The 15,842-nt window shown below is 35.6% G+C and carries 11 protein-coding genes; 1 reads left to right on the top strand and 10 read right to left on the bottom strand.

Annotated features, from left to right (window positions below):
- Positions 1 to 20: 20 nt before the first annotated feature.
- The 5 genes from ACE025_RS01155 to ACE025_RS01135 form a co-directional block, all read right to left on the bottom strand.
- On the bottom strand, positions 21 to 1,181 hold the full coding sequence (locus ACE025_RS01155) for a glycosyltransferase (RefSeq protein ID WP_485936607.1): 1,161 nt from the start codon (positions 1,179 to 1,181) through the stop codon (positions 21 to 23).
- A gap of 565 nt (positions 1,182 to 1,746) precedes the next feature.
- Positions 1,747 to 4,863: an alpha-mannosidase gene (locus ACE025_RS01150; protein ID WP_485936605.1), complete on the bottom strand. Its 3,117-nt coding sequence runs from the start codon at positions 4,861 to 4,863 to the stop codon at positions 1,747 to 1,749.
- Positions 4,864 to 4,897: 34 nt separating this feature from the next.
- Entirely contained in the window at positions 4,898 to 5,722 is an 825-nt protein-coding gene (locus ACE025_RS01145; protein WP_485936603.1) for a carbohydrate ABC transporter permease, read from the bottom strand.
- Between the two features lie 17 nt (positions 5,723 to 5,739).
- The gene (locus ACE025_RS01140; RefSeq protein WP_485936601.1) at positions 5,740 to 6,651 is read right to left on the bottom strand and encodes a carbohydrate ABC transporter permease; all 912 of its coding nucleotides are present in this window, start codon (positions 6,649 to 6,651) and stop codon (positions 5,740 to 5,742) included.
- 81 nt (positions 6,652 to 6,732) lie between these two features.
- Positions 6,733 to 8,106: an extracellular solute-binding protein gene (locus ACE025_RS01135; protein WP_485936599.1), complete on the bottom strand. Its 1,374-nt coding sequence runs from the start codon at positions 8,104 to 8,106 to the stop codon at positions 6,733 to 6,735.
- Positions 8,107 to 8,476: 370 nt separating this feature from the next.
- Here ACE025_RS01135 and ACE025_RS01130 point away from each other — a divergent pair, with 370 nt between their 5' ends.
- Positions 8,477 to 10,741: a helix-turn-helix transcriptional regulator gene (locus ACE025_RS01130; protein WP_485936597.1), complete on the top strand. Its 2,265-nt coding sequence runs from the start codon at positions 8,477 to 8,479 to the stop codon at positions 10,739 to 10,741.
- A 252-nt stretch (positions 10,742 to 10,993) separates the two neighbouring features.
- Here the strand turns inward: ACE025_RS01130 and ACE025_RS01125 are convergent, their stop codons facing one another.
- Genes ACE025_RS01125 through ACE025_RS01105 form a run of 5 tightly spaced genes read right to left on the bottom strand, consistent with a single transcriptional unit; the run spans position 10,994 to position 15,817 of the window.
- Positions 10,994 to 12,211: a phosphopentomutase gene (locus ACE025_RS01125; protein ID WP_485936595.1), complete on the bottom strand. Its 1,218-nt coding sequence runs from the start codon at positions 12,209 to 12,211 to the stop codon at positions 10,994 to 10,996.
- A gap of 4 nt (positions 12,212 to 12,215) precedes the next feature.
- Positions 12,216 to 13,373, bottom strand: coding sequence for a YhfX family PLP-dependent enzyme (locus ACE025_RS01120; RefSeq protein WP_485936593.1), 1,158 nt, complete (start codon positions 13,371 to 13,373; stop codon positions 12,216 to 12,218).
- A 20-nt stretch (positions 13,374 to 13,393) separates the two neighbouring features.
- On the bottom strand, positions 13,394 to 13,744 hold the full coding sequence (locus ACE025_RS01115) for a PRD domain-containing protein (RefSeq protein ID WP_485936591.1): 351 nt from the start codon (positions 13,742 to 13,744) through the stop codon (positions 13,394 to 13,396).
- A 14-nt stretch (positions 13,745 to 13,758) separates the two neighbouring features.
- Positions 13,759 to 14,682 (bottom strand): GntR family transcriptional regulator YhfZ, encoded by a 924-nt coding sequence (yhfZ, locus tag ACE025_RS01110; RefSeq protein ID WP_485936589.1) that lies wholly within the window; start codon positions 14,680 to 14,682, stop codon positions 13,759 to 13,761.
- A 40-nt stretch (positions 14,683 to 14,722) separates the two neighbouring features.
- Positions 14,723 to 15,817, bottom strand: a complete 1,095-nt coding sequence (locus ACE025_RS01105; RefSeq protein WP_485936587.1) for an aminotransferase class V-fold PLP-dependent enzyme — start codon at positions 15,815 to 15,817, stop codon at positions 14,723 to 14,725.
- Between the last annotated feature and the right edge of the window lie 25 nt (positions 15,818 to 15,842).

The raw sequence follows: 15,842 nt of genomic DNA, 5'->3' as shown, positions 1-15,842 counted from the left end.
AAGTCCCCCGAAAACCACGTTTACGATTTGACGTTCAATTCATTCACGACTTCCTCAAATACAGGCGGGACCAATAGTTGTTCTACTTCTTTCAGTTGCAATTCTAAATCAAATATCCGGCTCCGCTCATGGGCTTTGCAGGCAAAGTATTCTCTGGTGTGGGTTTCCACGATCATTTTCTTTACTCCTCGATACAACTCCTCTTCATTGATATCGACCAGCATCCCGTATTCCCCATTCTTCAGCAATTCTACAGGTCCAGCGCACCGAGTACTCACGATCGCTTTTCCAAAAATCAACGCTTCTGCGACCGCCAAACTATACCCTTCTGACAATGAAGAACAGACGAAGATGTCCGCTTTACTCACGAATTTGTAAGGATTCTTTTGGAACCCTAAAAGCGCTACATCGTTGTTCAAGTGATGATGTGTGACGTAGTCTTCAAGACTCCTCCTTTCAGTTCCCTCGCCAATGATCGACAAATGAACCTTAAGCCCATCATCTCGCAATCGCTTAACCACTCGCAGCAACACGTCAAAACCTTTGCTTTCTTCCAATCTACCAACAGTCACCAATTCCACCGTGTCGTTATCCGTAAGTACATCTGCTGGTTCTAAGCCAGCTTGTCGTATCTTTGAGACATTCAGCAAATTAGGAACGACTATTGGATCAAATTCAGGCGCGACTCCTTTTTTGAATCCTTCCACCGCATTATCAGACACCGTCACAACCTGATCAAACCGCTTATAAGCCCCGATTTGTTCTTTGGCGTCATTATAATCCTTCAGCGCATACGTCAGTTGGCTCATGTCGCAATGCACCCAAGCAATTTTTTTGGAGTTTGGATTGATTGAATTTGCGATGATCCGTGTTGCGATCCCCTCTACAAATGCCACCTCACAATCATAGTGCTCTCTTACAGCTAATCGATAAATCAACTCTGGATGAATCAATTTAATCAACAGCTTGCTAGTAACTTTTCTGGAAAACGAGTGTTTAAACCGCAGCAAAGACCGATACTTCACTCCATCCGGAATCGAGTCCCTATAGATGCCTTCATCTTTAAAAGCGTATATCGTGATATCGTATTTGCTTTTGTCCAGATTTTCTACCAGATCGATCAATGCTTTCTCAGCCCCGCCGCCGTCCAGTGAATACACAAAAAACAACACTTTTATCATGCCGTTCCCCCCCTAAAAATCGTGGTCAATTATGTGTTACCGCATTTACAGTAATTATTTTAATGGATTAGTTCAAATTAGAAAAATAGATGACAATCATGGTGGTGGGACGTGAAGAATATGTTCAATCTATGAAGAGAATTCTTTAGTGGGAATTCATTGGTGATAATAGAAGAAAGCGAACTGATGAATTGCTTTTATTGGATATAAATATAGCACAGTCAAGATTAAAAAAGAATAGAAAACTTTATTTGACTCATCTTTTTAAAAACAAAAGTATATATATAATTGCTGTTCTTTTAATCTATTATGAAATATAGAAACTTGAATTAAAAAGTTGCTCCTTGTTCATTACAAGGAGCAACTTTTATTACAGAATATTGTCATATCATTAAACATAAGTTCTTTCTTAATCACTTTTATTTTCTGGATTGATTATTCGATTTAGTACTAAAATCAACACGTTAATACGCATTAAGCTTATACTTCGTATCCAATTCTTTACTAATTGTTGGCTTTATTGCCCATTTTATTTAGCTTCACGAGTTTATTATTTCATTTTTTTCTATTTGATCAAGAATGTCTTAATCTCAAAGGGGTTTAATTCAAATTGAATGCCTTCTGAAATTGGACTATATTCATTTGTAAGTTCTTTTTCCATCAGGTTTGTTTCTATCCACTCTGTACAGTTGAATTGAGGTTTCAGAGTGATATTTCTCTTGCCGCCAGTGTGATCATGTAGTCGGATGATTAAGCCTTCACCGTCCTCAGCCTTTTTAACTGCATCAATCATGACATTAGATAAACTCTCAACTTTGATAAATTCTCTATCTCCATTTAAGTTCCCTTCAAAAGCTTTTATTGGGTTATTCAGGCTCCATGCCTCTTCTGCCGTTTTACCTTCTAAAAAATCTCCTTCATGAGGCAACAAGCTATACGTAAATTCATGTTCGCCCATATCTGCTTCTGGATCAGGATAAACCGCACCTTTAAGAAGTGAAATACGCATGGTGTTGTCTTTAATGTCATATCCATATTTGCTGTCATTTAATAGACTTACACCATATCCTGTTTCTGATAAATCTGCCCATTGATGACCGACTGATTCAAATCGTGCCATATCCCAACTTGTATTCCAATGGGTCGGACGTTTAACATTTCCATATTGAATATCATATCTAGCTTCAGTTGATCGAATATCCACTTCAAATGCTGCTTTCAATAATTGTTGTCTTTCTTGCCAATTCACAGTTGTCTTAAAATCAATTCTTTTAGAATCACTGTACACTGTCATGATTTGAGTTACGGTTGATTTTCCAAATTCATATACAAATTGGACTGCTGCAAATAAAGAATTCACCTCGATGACTTCTATCTTTGTTGCCGCCAGTTCTTTTTTCTTTTCATTATAAAAAATATCGATATCCCAAGCGTCCCAATTCATTGGTTTATCTTCAAACAATTGAAGAACATTTCCAAATCCACCTTCTTTTAAAACATTTCGCTGAGCTTTCTTGTCTAAGATCTGATTTAATTTGCCATTAGAATCCCACAAAATTTTATAATACGGAGTTTCCACACTATTATCTGTTACTTCAAATGGAGAATCATTTTTATTGCTGTCTTCTTCTACAAATTTAATTTGTTTATTTCCTAATGCAGGTATAGCTGTAACTTGAACTACATAGCCATAATCTACTTTTTCTGACTTCAGTTCTTTCCCAAATTCATCTAGAAAATATCCTGGTATATTATTTGATCTATAAATATGAACTAATTCATTTCTTTCCCATCCTGCACTATTGAAAATAGTCCATACGTTATCATTCACCGTAATACGTGATTTAAGAGTCTCATTTAGTCCATTAATAATATCTCTAGCTTCAGAATATTCCGCATCTGAGTCTTCGTAAACTTCTTTTATCGAAGATCCTGGAATAATATCGTGAAACTGGTTGCGTAAAATAATTTTCCATCCTTCATTTATTTGTTCAGATGGATAAGATAAGTCAGCAATTTTCATCATCCATGAATGTAAAAATTCACTTTCGCGATAAGCCAATTCAAGCTCCCGATTGTCTTTCTTATTTTTTGCTTGAGAAGTATAGGTTCCTCTATGGTATTCTAAATACAATTCGCCGTCCCAAGTGTGAACATAATTTTCTGTTTCGTTGATGGTTCCTTTTAGTTCTTCAAAAAATTCTCTAGCTCGACCCATTTTTAGATTCGGTAGTCCAGGCATTTTCTTGATTCTTCGCCCTTTTTCCAGCATCTCTCTATTGACTCCCCCGCCTCCATCGCCATAACCGTATGCTAATAGCAGATTGTTATTGATGTCTTTGTCTTGGTATCCATCGTAAATACCTTTGACTGTGTAGGGTTCAAGTAAGCCATTATACGTATAAAAGAAAGGTCCTTGTTCATTATTTGGATCCGGAGTAGTGATAAAATGCGTGAGTACTTCACTCCCATCTATCCCTTTCCATTTAAACGTGTCATTAGGCATTCTGTTGAATTGGTTCCAGCTGATTTTTGTTGTCATAAACATATCAATGCCAGACTTTTTAAGGATTTGCGGTAATGCCCAAGAATAACCAAAGACATCAGGTAACCATAAGTAATGAATATCCTCATTGAACTCTTCTTTGATAAAACGGCTGCCAAATAAGATTTGTCTGACCAAAGACTCTCCTGAAGGTAGATTGGCATCTGACTCTAGCCACATCGCTCCATCTACTTCCCATCTTCCTTCAGCTACTTTTTCCTTGATTCGGTTAAACAGCTCAGGATAATCATTTTTGATGTATTCATACAATTGCGGTTGCGTTTGTAAAAACACATATTCAGGGTATTCCTCCATTAAACGTAGTACTGTTGAAAAGGAACGAACTGATTTCTCTCTGGTATGCTTCAAGCGCCATAGCCAGGCAACATCGATGTGAGTATGCCCGATGGCCGTGACCGTAACTGGTGTGTTTTTTTCAAATGTATCTACTTCTATATTTAATAATGTTCTGGAATTATGAACGCTATCATAAAACAACTTGCTTCCAGGATAAGACCAGTCTAGCAGCTTAAAGGCTTTATTCAATGCATTTAACAAGTTGTACTTAGTAGGATCATTTTCTCCTAACACTTTCACTGTCTCCAGCATAACTTTTGAAGTATAGTAGATATCATCTGTATCTTCAGATAGTGTGGCTAAATCGGCATATTTAAATTGATGGAAGATCTCAGTTGCAGCTCCTCCACCTTCTAGTCCGCCCCACAATTTTAAAGCGACCGTTATAGTTTGTCCTTGATATTTCTTATCAATAAATACCTCCGTATGGTTTCCATCTACTCCTTGGTATGGTTCTCCATTGATAAAACATAAGGCTTCAAATCCAGAAGTATTCCCAGGAACTGATTTGCCAAATTTAAATAGAAGAACACTTTCGTATTGATTATCAAGATTTGGAACTGTAACGTCTGTTACCAACCAAAAATAACGATCTCTCCCTTCCCAAGAGGTTCCTTTTTCAATCGCATTCCATGATTCGTCACTAGCTGATGGGTATTTTTCTTCTTTAGTACTATCTTCTTTTATTCTCCAGTCTTTAATTTCTTGTCGGTTGATATATCTTAACTCTTGTAACTGGTCAATGCGAATTTCCAATTTTTCTTCAGTAAAGAACTTCATATACACCTCTCCGTTTCATTATCCTTATTTTATGTTACCCTTTTGATGCTCCACCAAAGCTGAAGCCTTTTGACATATATCTTTGTGACAAGTAATACAGCAAGACAACAGGAGCTGAATAAAGCACAGAAAATGCAGCCAATTGACCATAGTTGACTAATCCATAATTACCAAAAAACTGGAAGATTGTTACAGAAGCAGGCATTTTATCTGGAGATTGAATCAATATATATGGGACAAAGAAATTCCCCCAGCTTCCCGTATACGTAAAGATCAATACAGTAAATATGCCAGGAATCATTAAAGGAGAAACTACTTTCTGGATGCCTTGCCAAACAGAAGCCCCATCAATCCATGCTGATTCTTCCAATTCGACTGGAACTGAATCCATAAAGTTTTTCATCATCCATATTGCATACGGTAAGGATGTTCCTGATAAGAACAGCATGACTGCCCACAAGCTGTCCACAAAGTTAAGTAGTAAAAACAGTTGAAATACAGGTACGATAACAGCTGTCATTGGCAATGACGTTAAAAATAAAATGGTATATAAAAATGGTTTTTTATACGTAGCTCTATACCTTGATAATGGATATGCTGCTAATACACTGACGAAAACGACGATAATAGCTTGCCCCCCTGATAAAAAGAGACCTACTACAAAGGAACGAATAATCGAAGGATCTGCCAGAACCGATCTGTAATTGTCTAAAGTAAGTGCTTCTGGAATTTTTAATGATTGAATAGCTGATGTATCTACAGAAGCCACTAACATCCATAATAGAGGCAAAACAAACAAAATTGCCATAAAACTTAAAATCGCGTGATGGACAAATTTCTCAGTTCTTCCAATTTTCATGTGTTTATTCTCCTCTCTTATACTTTAACTTTTAAAAACTTCATATACAGAATACTAAAGATTGCCCCAATAGTTAAAATAACTAATGAAATAGCAGTACCGTAACCCAATTGATAACTGACAAAGGCTTGCTGATACATATAAACCGGTAAAGTCATCGTATCATTCCCTGGCCCTCCACCTGTCATTGTATAAATTAAAGTAAATACCCCTAAAGTCTGCAAGGTTACCAGCATCAGATTGGTTGTTATCGTCCCTTTAACCATAGGGATGGTAATATTCCTGATAATTTTCCATCTCGTTGCCCCATCCATAATAGCGGCTTCTTCAACCTCTACAGGTATATCATCAAGTGCAGTCTGAAAAGCCATCATAGAAAATGCTGTTCCTCTCCAGATATTGGCAACTACCACACTGACCATAGGATATTCAAAGAGAAATGCAATCGGTTCTACTCCTGAAATGGAAGTGATCATACTATTTAACGTCCCGCTGTCTCCCAAAAAAGCGACCCAGCTAAAAGCCACAACAACTTCTGGGGTTACCCAAGCTGCTATGACGGCGATGCCAATAATTCTGCGGAATGTCGCGTTTTTTCCTTTCATTAAAAAAGCGATTAAAAACCCTAAAAAGCATTGACCTAAGATAGCAGAAAATAAAACAAAAATTAATGTTTTAGCTATACTGTTATACAGGCTGACATCATTGAACATTTTGATAAAGTTATCAAATCCTATAAAACTAAGATTTTGTGCCTGTGCTCCTGTAAGTGCTAAATTCGTAAATGAAAAAACGATTGTTAATACCATTGGCGTAAGGAAGAAAACCAATAACAGTATCCATGCTGGCGATAGAAAGATAGATGATTTGACGTTGTCGGATATTTTTTTCTTTTTTGAAGTGTCAGTTATTAAATTACTATTTTCCATGCTTTTCCTCCTAAAAGCATTAAGAAATGAAGAATGACTAATTTCAATCCTCATTTCTTAATCTTCTCTTATTTCGACAGGTTAATACGTATTCTCTTCTCCTACGATTCCAGTGACTGCTTCTTTATAACTAGCTGCAGCTTCCTCTGGTGTCATTGATCCACTGGCAACTGCCTCTACTGCATTTTGAATTTCGATAGAGACATTTGGGTAAAGATCGTTTTTTGGTCTGAATTGAGCATTTTCTAAAGCCTTAGTAGCTGGTTCAATTAATGGACGTTCTAAATATCTTGAATCTTCAGCTGAATCTTTCCGAACCGTTAAAGTTCCTTCAATAACAGCACGATCTGCCTGTGATTCTTTTGAACTCATAGCTTCTATGACTCTCCATGAGGCTTCTTGATTTTGAGCGTTTTCTGGAATTGCCCATGACCAGCCTCCTGCCATCGTTACAAAGCCTGGATCTTCACCATTTTGTGTCGGGAATGTAGCAAATCCAAGAATCTCATCTACATTATCCAGTGGAGCAGCTCCACCTTCTAAATAATTACCAATGTTCCAGTTTCCATCCAAGACCATGCCAACTCCACCATTTGGGAGTAAGTCTTGAGTCATAACTGATCCATAACTGGAATTTAAAGCAATAGATAATGAAGGACCTAATTCTCGCTGGTTCATGATTTCATCTACAAATTCTAAAGAATCAACCAAGCCTTGCCCATTTACATTCCACTTCTGTGTATCACTGTCATACAATGTTTCCCCTGTACCATAAAGAAGCATTTCAAAGGTCTGCATGGATACGGCTTCACCATTTGCCTTAGCTACGTTCATTGAAAAAGGAACAGCATCAGAACCGGAATTTTTTATAGCTTCCCCAGCTGCATAAACATCTTCCCAGCTGCTTGGTTGCCAATCTTCAGGTAATCCAGCATCAGCGAAAACTTGTTTATTGTACCAAATACCACGGGAATCAGTAGTGGTCGGAATTCCATATATACTTCCGTCTTCACCAGTCGTACCTGTTTTGATATTTTCAATAAACATGTCCCAGTCTTCCCAAGATTCAACGTACTCATCTAATGAAGCTAAATAGCCTGCGTTAGCATCTGAACTCAACATAAAGGTATCTTCAGAAACAATATCCGGAGCTGTATCAGGAGACTGCATGGTTAGAGCAACTTTAGAAAAGTAATCTCCTTCACTAGCCATAATAGGTGCAAGAACAATATCAATATCTGGATTGTCACTCTCAAAATCAGTTTCAAACCCTTCTAAATACCGTCTAATATTATCTGACTCACCAGTACCGCGCCAAGTAATCTCAATAGGCGTTTTATCTCCTTCAGAACCATTTGAATCAGTTGCCTGCCCATCTTCGCCTTCTGTTCCACATGACCCTAAAATTAAAGCACTAAAAAATAACGTTGCTGCAAAAATACTTCTCTTTTTCATATCATCATTCCTCTCAAATTGATAAAAATTTATAAAATAATCTCGTAAAGTATTTCTAATATATAAATGGCGAGTTTAAAATCCTCCTTCCCGCTGGATTCATTTAATTAACATTCTAACCACCAAGCATAAAACTTAATTCGTTAACACCATTTCTTTTACAAATTAAATATAGCGCTTACATTTATATAAAACTATCACCAAAATCTGCACTCATCTACTTTTTCTAGTCTTTTGAACTGATTTTGTAGAAGAAAACCTATTTTGAATATCTAAACTATGCTATGATGAATAAAACAAGAAAGACTCTTATCTATACATTTGATAGCGTATTCAAAAGTGTTCTCGCTGAAAGGAGCCTTTAATAAGCATGAAAAAAAGTATATTGAAAAAATATTTCTTTATTTCTTTGACTGTAGTAGCGTTATACACTACTGTAATTATTTTTATCCTCTCCTTCTTCAACTACACTAAAACAACAGAAGAAACAAACTACAACAATCAAATCTTTCTAGAAGAATCCAGTCAGACAATCGACCATAAACTGAACGCTGCTGTCCAGTATTCTTCTCTCATCACTGAAAATAATAGTATTCAAGAGTATTTGAACAGCACAAAAAAACCACTATTCTTTTATCCTGATATCTATGATGATATTGTCAGCGGTTTGACCTCAATGGACCAGATGGATTTAGCTATCGGTATCAAGAAACTATCCGATAACACAATTGTTTCTCAGGATGGATATTTTTTGTTTACTGATTACCTTGATTACTTAGGTATTGACCCAGATTTTTTGGATTCATCGTCACTTTTTGCAGAAGATGAAATGAATAACCTTTACTTTATAGAAGATAAAGATAAAATTAATAAAGACAAGACCACTTTTATTAGTAAGCAATACTATCCGGAGATTGATCAGTATCTATTAGTAATGATTACTTTTCCAAACGAAAGCTTATTGCCGCAAACAAACCTCGTTAACAATGGTGATTTTTCTATAATAGGTGATACTGCTATTTCTCATTTTCCTAAAAACCGTTCAATCCATTTAATTTCTGATTATTTAGACGTAGAAAAAACACAAAGCGAGTACTACACAAATATATCCATATTACATACGAATACTGATACCAATGTATACGCACATCCTTCATTAACGTTTAAAAATATTCAGTACCTCTATTCGGTAAAAAAAAGTAGTTTTGCACCTTATTTATTAAATTATTTGACCGCTTCATTCTTTTACCTGTTCCCACTGCTCATTGTAGGCGGTATTATCATTTATTATTCCACTAAAAAAAGTTACAACCCAATAGAAAATATTCTTCTCAGTATAAATAATCATAACGTACATGCATTTCCAAGCCCTCAAGAACTAAAACAGTATAGTGAACTGGATTATATTCTCGATAATATAGATCACATGACCATAAAAAACCAAGAATTACAAAAAAGAATGGATGACTCTTTAGACGCACTGCAAAATGAGTTTATTGTATCCGTTCTATATGGCGATCTAAGTAAAGCAGACATTGCGTCTAAATTGCAGGAGCTGAAGATTACTGAATTAGAGTCTGGAGGTACTATCGTTATATTATCTACTGAAGGAATTTCTAAGGAAGAAGAAGAATTTTCAGAAAACAATTTATTGATTATGCGTAGTAAGATTTTAAGAACCATTATCAATCTCGATAATGATCTCTTTTTTATCCAGTTTCCTTTAGATTATAATAAATTTTGCTTTATTTTTTCTGAAAAAAATCGAGATACCATCTATGATCAATTAAGCAAGATGAGTTCATATGTCGAATTGGAATTGTCTATTGATCTGACTTTTTCTGTGTCTGCCCCTGTTCACTCTATATTTGATTTTCCTGTTGCTTTTAATGAAGCTCTTTTATTAAATAAGAAGAAGTACGCCTATCTGGATACTCAGATCATTCTACCTACCAGCCTTCCAATCGTGCATGATGATCATTATTCCTATTCGTTAGATAATGAACGGTTTTTAATGAATGCCATTATCGATAATGATCGAAAAAAAGCTGAACAAAACGTAGATGAGATTTTAACAAAAAATCTTCATCAAATGAATCTGGATGTCGTAAATATCATAAAATTTAAATACGTTATATTGAACACTATCAAAAGAGTTTTAAACTACTACAATAAATCCTTTAAAGAGTTTTCTCAGCAGCACAGCAAAATCTTCAAACAATTAGAAAGTAATGACTCACAAGAAGTATATAGGCTTCTAACGGAAATATTTAAATATTTATATGATACTGTTATGCCCCAGAATAACGATTCATATAATCCATTAATATTAAATATCATTAATTACATCAAATCCAATTATACTCAAGATATCTCATTGACAGATATCGCAGAACAGTTTAATTTAACGGAAAGCTATGTCAGCAAATTGCTTACGAAAAAAGCAAACATTCACTTTAAACCCTATATAAACGACCTGAAAATCAGCCAAGCAAAAAAACTACTATTAGAAGGCCGTTACAATGTTTCTGAAGTTAGTAACTTAGTCGGCTATAAAAATGTTAATTCCTTTATTCGGACCTTTAAAAAACAGGAAGGTATTACTCCTGGGGAATTTTCGAAGCTCCGCACATGATTTTAATGACGATTTACTTTTCTGTTTGATTTATTTATTCTCTTAAAAAAGGGTTAGTAGTAGATGAATAAAAATTAAAAAGAATAAGACATAGTATTTATATTGTCTTACATCTCACTTCTAAATGGTTCCGAAGAATAAACAGATTATTGAAGATCATATTTTTTTGGTAGAGAATATTACAAAAAGACATCTGTATTAAAAAGGATGAGATCCCCTTTTCTACAGATGTCTTTATCTTATAGTTGTTGATTACCTTATTCTGATTTTCTCAAGAAAAGATTGCCCATGTTGAGGAGTTTCAACGTCAAAATACTCTGCAGCTGTTGCTGCAATGTCCGCCATTGTATCTCTTTCGCCTATTTCTTTTCCTTCTAGCCCTTTTCGATAGATTAGTAAAGGCACTTGCTCTCTTGTATGTTGACTATGACCAATAGTAGGATCATTCCCATGATCCGCCATTACGATTAGGATATCTTCTTCATTTAACAATTCGATGACATGCCCAATGTTTTCATCACTCACTTCTAATCTGTCCCCATACTTCTCAACATCTTCCCCATGTCCAGCTAGATCCGTTTCTTGAATATTTAGACAGATAAACCCGTTATCCATGTCTTTAACTTCTTTCAGCAAGTGATTGAACAATTGCTGAGTATCTACACCAGGATACAGACGTGTGCTGGATGTTTGAATAATATCAGCTGCTTTACCGATTAATGCGACTGGAATATCATGATGATCTAATATTGTTGGAATTTGTACTTCTGGATCTATTCCATATCCCAAATGAATCACTTGGTATCCTTTATCGTATACTCCTGATTCAGGAGCATCTACGCCAGCGAACTTGCCTTCTTTTACTTTTCGAGCATTCAACAAATTGTTTAACACAATATTTTCTCCGCCAAAGGTGATAACACGAGATACTTTTACAACTTCACGTACTGCTCTTCCTAACGCTTTTACATCTTGAAAAGGCATAAGGTCTAAACAAGAAGATACATTATATACTTGTCCCAAATCGGTTTCTAAATTATCGCCAACCGTGGCGCATTCATTGATAACTAGGATTTGAGGCTCCGTTTCTTTTCCTTCACGCCGAACGGCATACCCTTTTTGTTTCAGGTGTTCCTCAACTTCATCGATTACTTTATTAAAAGGCATATTAAATGGAATAGGAGGTGTTGTTCCCATGATTTCTTGGTGTCCAAGAAATGAATCTGCTCCTTGATGAGCCAAATTAGAAACTCCCCAATTAGCTTTTTGTGAGAATTTCAATGCTTCTGTTTCTTTTCCTATAGCATTCATTAATCCCATTCCTACTAAGTTTTTTAACTGAATTTTTGGTATTCTCTCAATGATATGATAAGCTGTATTGCTTCCAATATCTTCAGGTCGAACTTCGGCTACGTCATTCATGTACCCTACACCAAAGCTGTCCAATACGATGACGATAAATTTCCCCATTCTTTCACCCTCTCAAGTACTTTCCTTGACTGTCATATATACCTTCTAATTTTGGCACCCCATCCTGGATACCACTTACAAGAGCAACTTCGCTCCTTGTAACAAAAACTTGTGTCCGAAAAGCCATTACAGCAGTAGCACCAACTGGTAAAGTCATGTCTGCTTCTAAATAATAGTCAATATTTTCATCAGCTAACGGATTAATTCTGGACTCAGTTTGTTTCCCATTCTGATCAATTAAAACATTCTCTAAATGTCCCCTTCTATAAAAACCTCCACCATATACATATGCTTTTTCTTTGAAATTATGAGAAACTTCACTTACATAAAGCATTGCAGGCTTTTCAGCTAAATTTTCTTTTGCATGCATGGGTGTCGTTCCTGTCAAAGCATGCCCAGGTTCGCCTTGAGTGCCGCCAATTTCTTTTAGAAAAGGAAGCGTATAAACGGAAGTGGCAGAAGGCATATTTAATTCTTTTATTGGGAATCCTTCTCGTTCCAGCATCTTTTTAGCTTCGTGAACCGTTTCAACATTATGCGTTGGCTTTAGACATCCTTCTTTAGAGTCATATAAAAAACAAGGAAAAGAAGTAATTCCTGATATTTCGATGTTTTCCAGCTTTTTAAAATGACACATCAACGAAGGTAATTCATCGATGGTAAACCCTCCGTATTGTCCAGGATAAAGCTCATCCTCTTCATCTACTATTCGTAATAATACTTTTTGTTTTATGCCTAATTCTTTTGCAATCGCATTGATAGATTGCAGTTTTTCTACTGTATAAACAGTCATATATTTTGAGCCATAGACCATAATTTTTTTCAATAACGATTCAGGAACTTGCACGAGATGCCCAACATTTCCCAGTGGAACATTATTGTCCATCATCACTTGCGCTTCTTTAAAATCAACTACTACAGCTTGTTTTATTCCTGATTCAATCAGCATTTTTGCTACTGCTGGATTTCTGCCAATTTGTTTCAACATAAAAAATAATTCAATCTGATTTTTCTCTGCTTCTTCTGCTATTTTTATAGCATTTTCTTTGATTGTATCTAAATCAAGCACGTATGTATCCGGAAGAATACTTCCAGACTGGTGCAGTTCTATGGATGCTTGGATAAGTTTAGGATTTCTTTGTTTTACACTTTCCATAAACATATTTATTTCCTCCTAAACCTTTATTCATTATTTAATAGGGCTACCAAATGAAGATAAAAATATCCCGTTTCATTCTCTCGAAACGTAATAGGTGCCAACGCAGAAATGTTCTTCCAATAATGAACAGCCTCTTCATATCTCACATTTGCTTTAATTTCATCATAAATCAATGGGTCTACTGAATTAACATTTTCATCGGTGTATTGTCTTGCCGTAGCCATTGCCAAATGAGTGATAAAGACATCTGCTTGATCTTCAGTTTTAACAATATTTTGATCTTTTAGATATAACAGTACTTCTTGTGTGTAGTCGTACACTACATCAGTGATCACATTATTCTCTTTTAAAATCATTAATTTTTCTTGAATCACAGAGTTCTCTCCTTTTAGTAACGAGGGGTCATTTGACCATTTTTAATTTTATTTTGAATATCCAGCATTTTTTGAATAACGATATTTTTTTTACAAATGGATTCAATAACCAAATTTTCTTTTCGACATATTATAACTGCTTCATTCATAGCTTTGTGTTCTTCTTTCAAAGGTATAAACTGAACATTTAAATCTTCATAATTTTTATCTACGATTTCATCGTAGTTCCATATACCAGCATCAATTTGATTTTCACGCAGGGCATAAATCAATTGGTTAGCAGGAACTTCAACTAATTCAACTTTTTTCCCTTTAATGTGCTCATTTGTCAGCATCAAATGATCTAATGAGTCCCTATCGATCCCAACTCTCATACCATCGGTAATAGACTCATGTTCTTTTGAAGCCAGCAATAACACATGCTCTGAAAGATAAGATTTTGGTCCGAATTTTAAAGCAATATCAATTGTTTTATTTATTTTGATCTCGTGTTCTGCAGCAAATCTAGATACAACAGCCATATCGTATAAACCTTTTTTAACAGCATCGATTCGGTCTTCTGAACCACGAATGTAAACCATATTGAGTTTAATATCGCCTTCTTTAAAAGCTAAATAAAGTCCTGTAGCAAAACCTTCATATAGTTTTGAATACGGTAAAGGCATTGTTGCAGTCAATTGATTTTTCACAACATAAGACTGTAGTACTTGATAATCTATTTCTTTTATATAGGTTCCTAGATGCCCCTTGCTCTCTGTTTCAATAGCCTTTACTTCCTTAAGAAACGAAAGTGCATTCTGTACAGTTCCTCTGGATAATTCATATTTTTCTTGCAGCTCGCTGATAATAGGTAGTTTGTCATTTTTTGATAATAAAAATAATTCTGCTGCTATCAGTTCAATAGCTAACCCTTTTTTTTGGTAAAATGTTTCTTTCATAAACTTACAATCCCTTCACCATCATGTTGATACATATATTTTATGATACGGCTGCGATGGACTGTTGTAAAATTCTTATAACCGTTCCACTGCCTGCACGCATTGGGTTGATCCGAATCATTGTTTTTGTTGAATCTGGATCAGCTGCTCTGAAAGTGCCTGACAAACGATAAAACATTGGTACAAATTCATACTGTGACTCTGCACCAACTGGATTAGGTGCAGCACCTAACTTTTCGGCTTCTTCCAACACAGCATTGGCAATTGGATCAGTTAATTCAACCAGAATAACTTTTGATTGCGCATTAGCAATGTAAGCTTTTTTTACACCTTCCACTTCTCCAGCATTTAACCTTTCTTGTACTTCTTCTAAGACTTGTGCTGAAAGTGCTAAAGAAACCGGCGCATATATCATGCCTCTCAAAACATCAATTGCTTCATGACCTTGGACTTGTAAACCACCGGAATAATTTTCTTTCTTTAATTTATCGATAGCCTTTTTATCTCCTACAATACAGCCAATTCCTTCAGGACCTAGTAATTTAAAAGTGGAGAAACAAGCTAGAGTTGCTCCCATCTGTGATCCAATTTCCGGAGTTTTTAAAACTGCATAGTTGTCGTCTGTTATGATTGGAAGAGTTGGAAAATCTTGACGAATACTTTCTATTACTTCTTTAGCACTATAAGAATCATCTGGTTTCTGTCGGGTAATTTGAACCAACACACCACCAATATCTTCATTTTCTAATACTTTTTTCAATAGTTCTAACTGATTAAAATCGGTTGCTATTGTTTTTAACCCCATAGTATCTATAGATACTTTTGTTGTTGGATAAATAGGTGCATCATGCACTAAAAGAGTATCTCCGATATTCATTGTAGCATGTAAAGCCATTCGAATAGCCATTGTCCCTGCGCCTCTGACAAGCATAGCTGCTTCCGCATTAAAGTAATTGCCTAGCACTTTTTCAACTTTATTGGTGGTCTTAGGTTGATTTAATCCAGGAACTACCCCTAGGTCTCCTCGAGTCAATATCTCACTGCCTCTAAAAACCTTAGTGATTTCATCAATCAATTCAAATTGTTTATTTGTTGCCTCTCCTACACTGAGACTTTTAAGAGGATATGTTTTCATTTTTTTCACCTTTTCTATCAGTACT

The sequence above is a fragment of the Desemzia sp. AGC72 genome (assembly GCF_057334175.1).
Note: the sequence above shows the minus strand (reverse complement) of the source record. Positions and strands in the feature narration are given on the sequence as shown.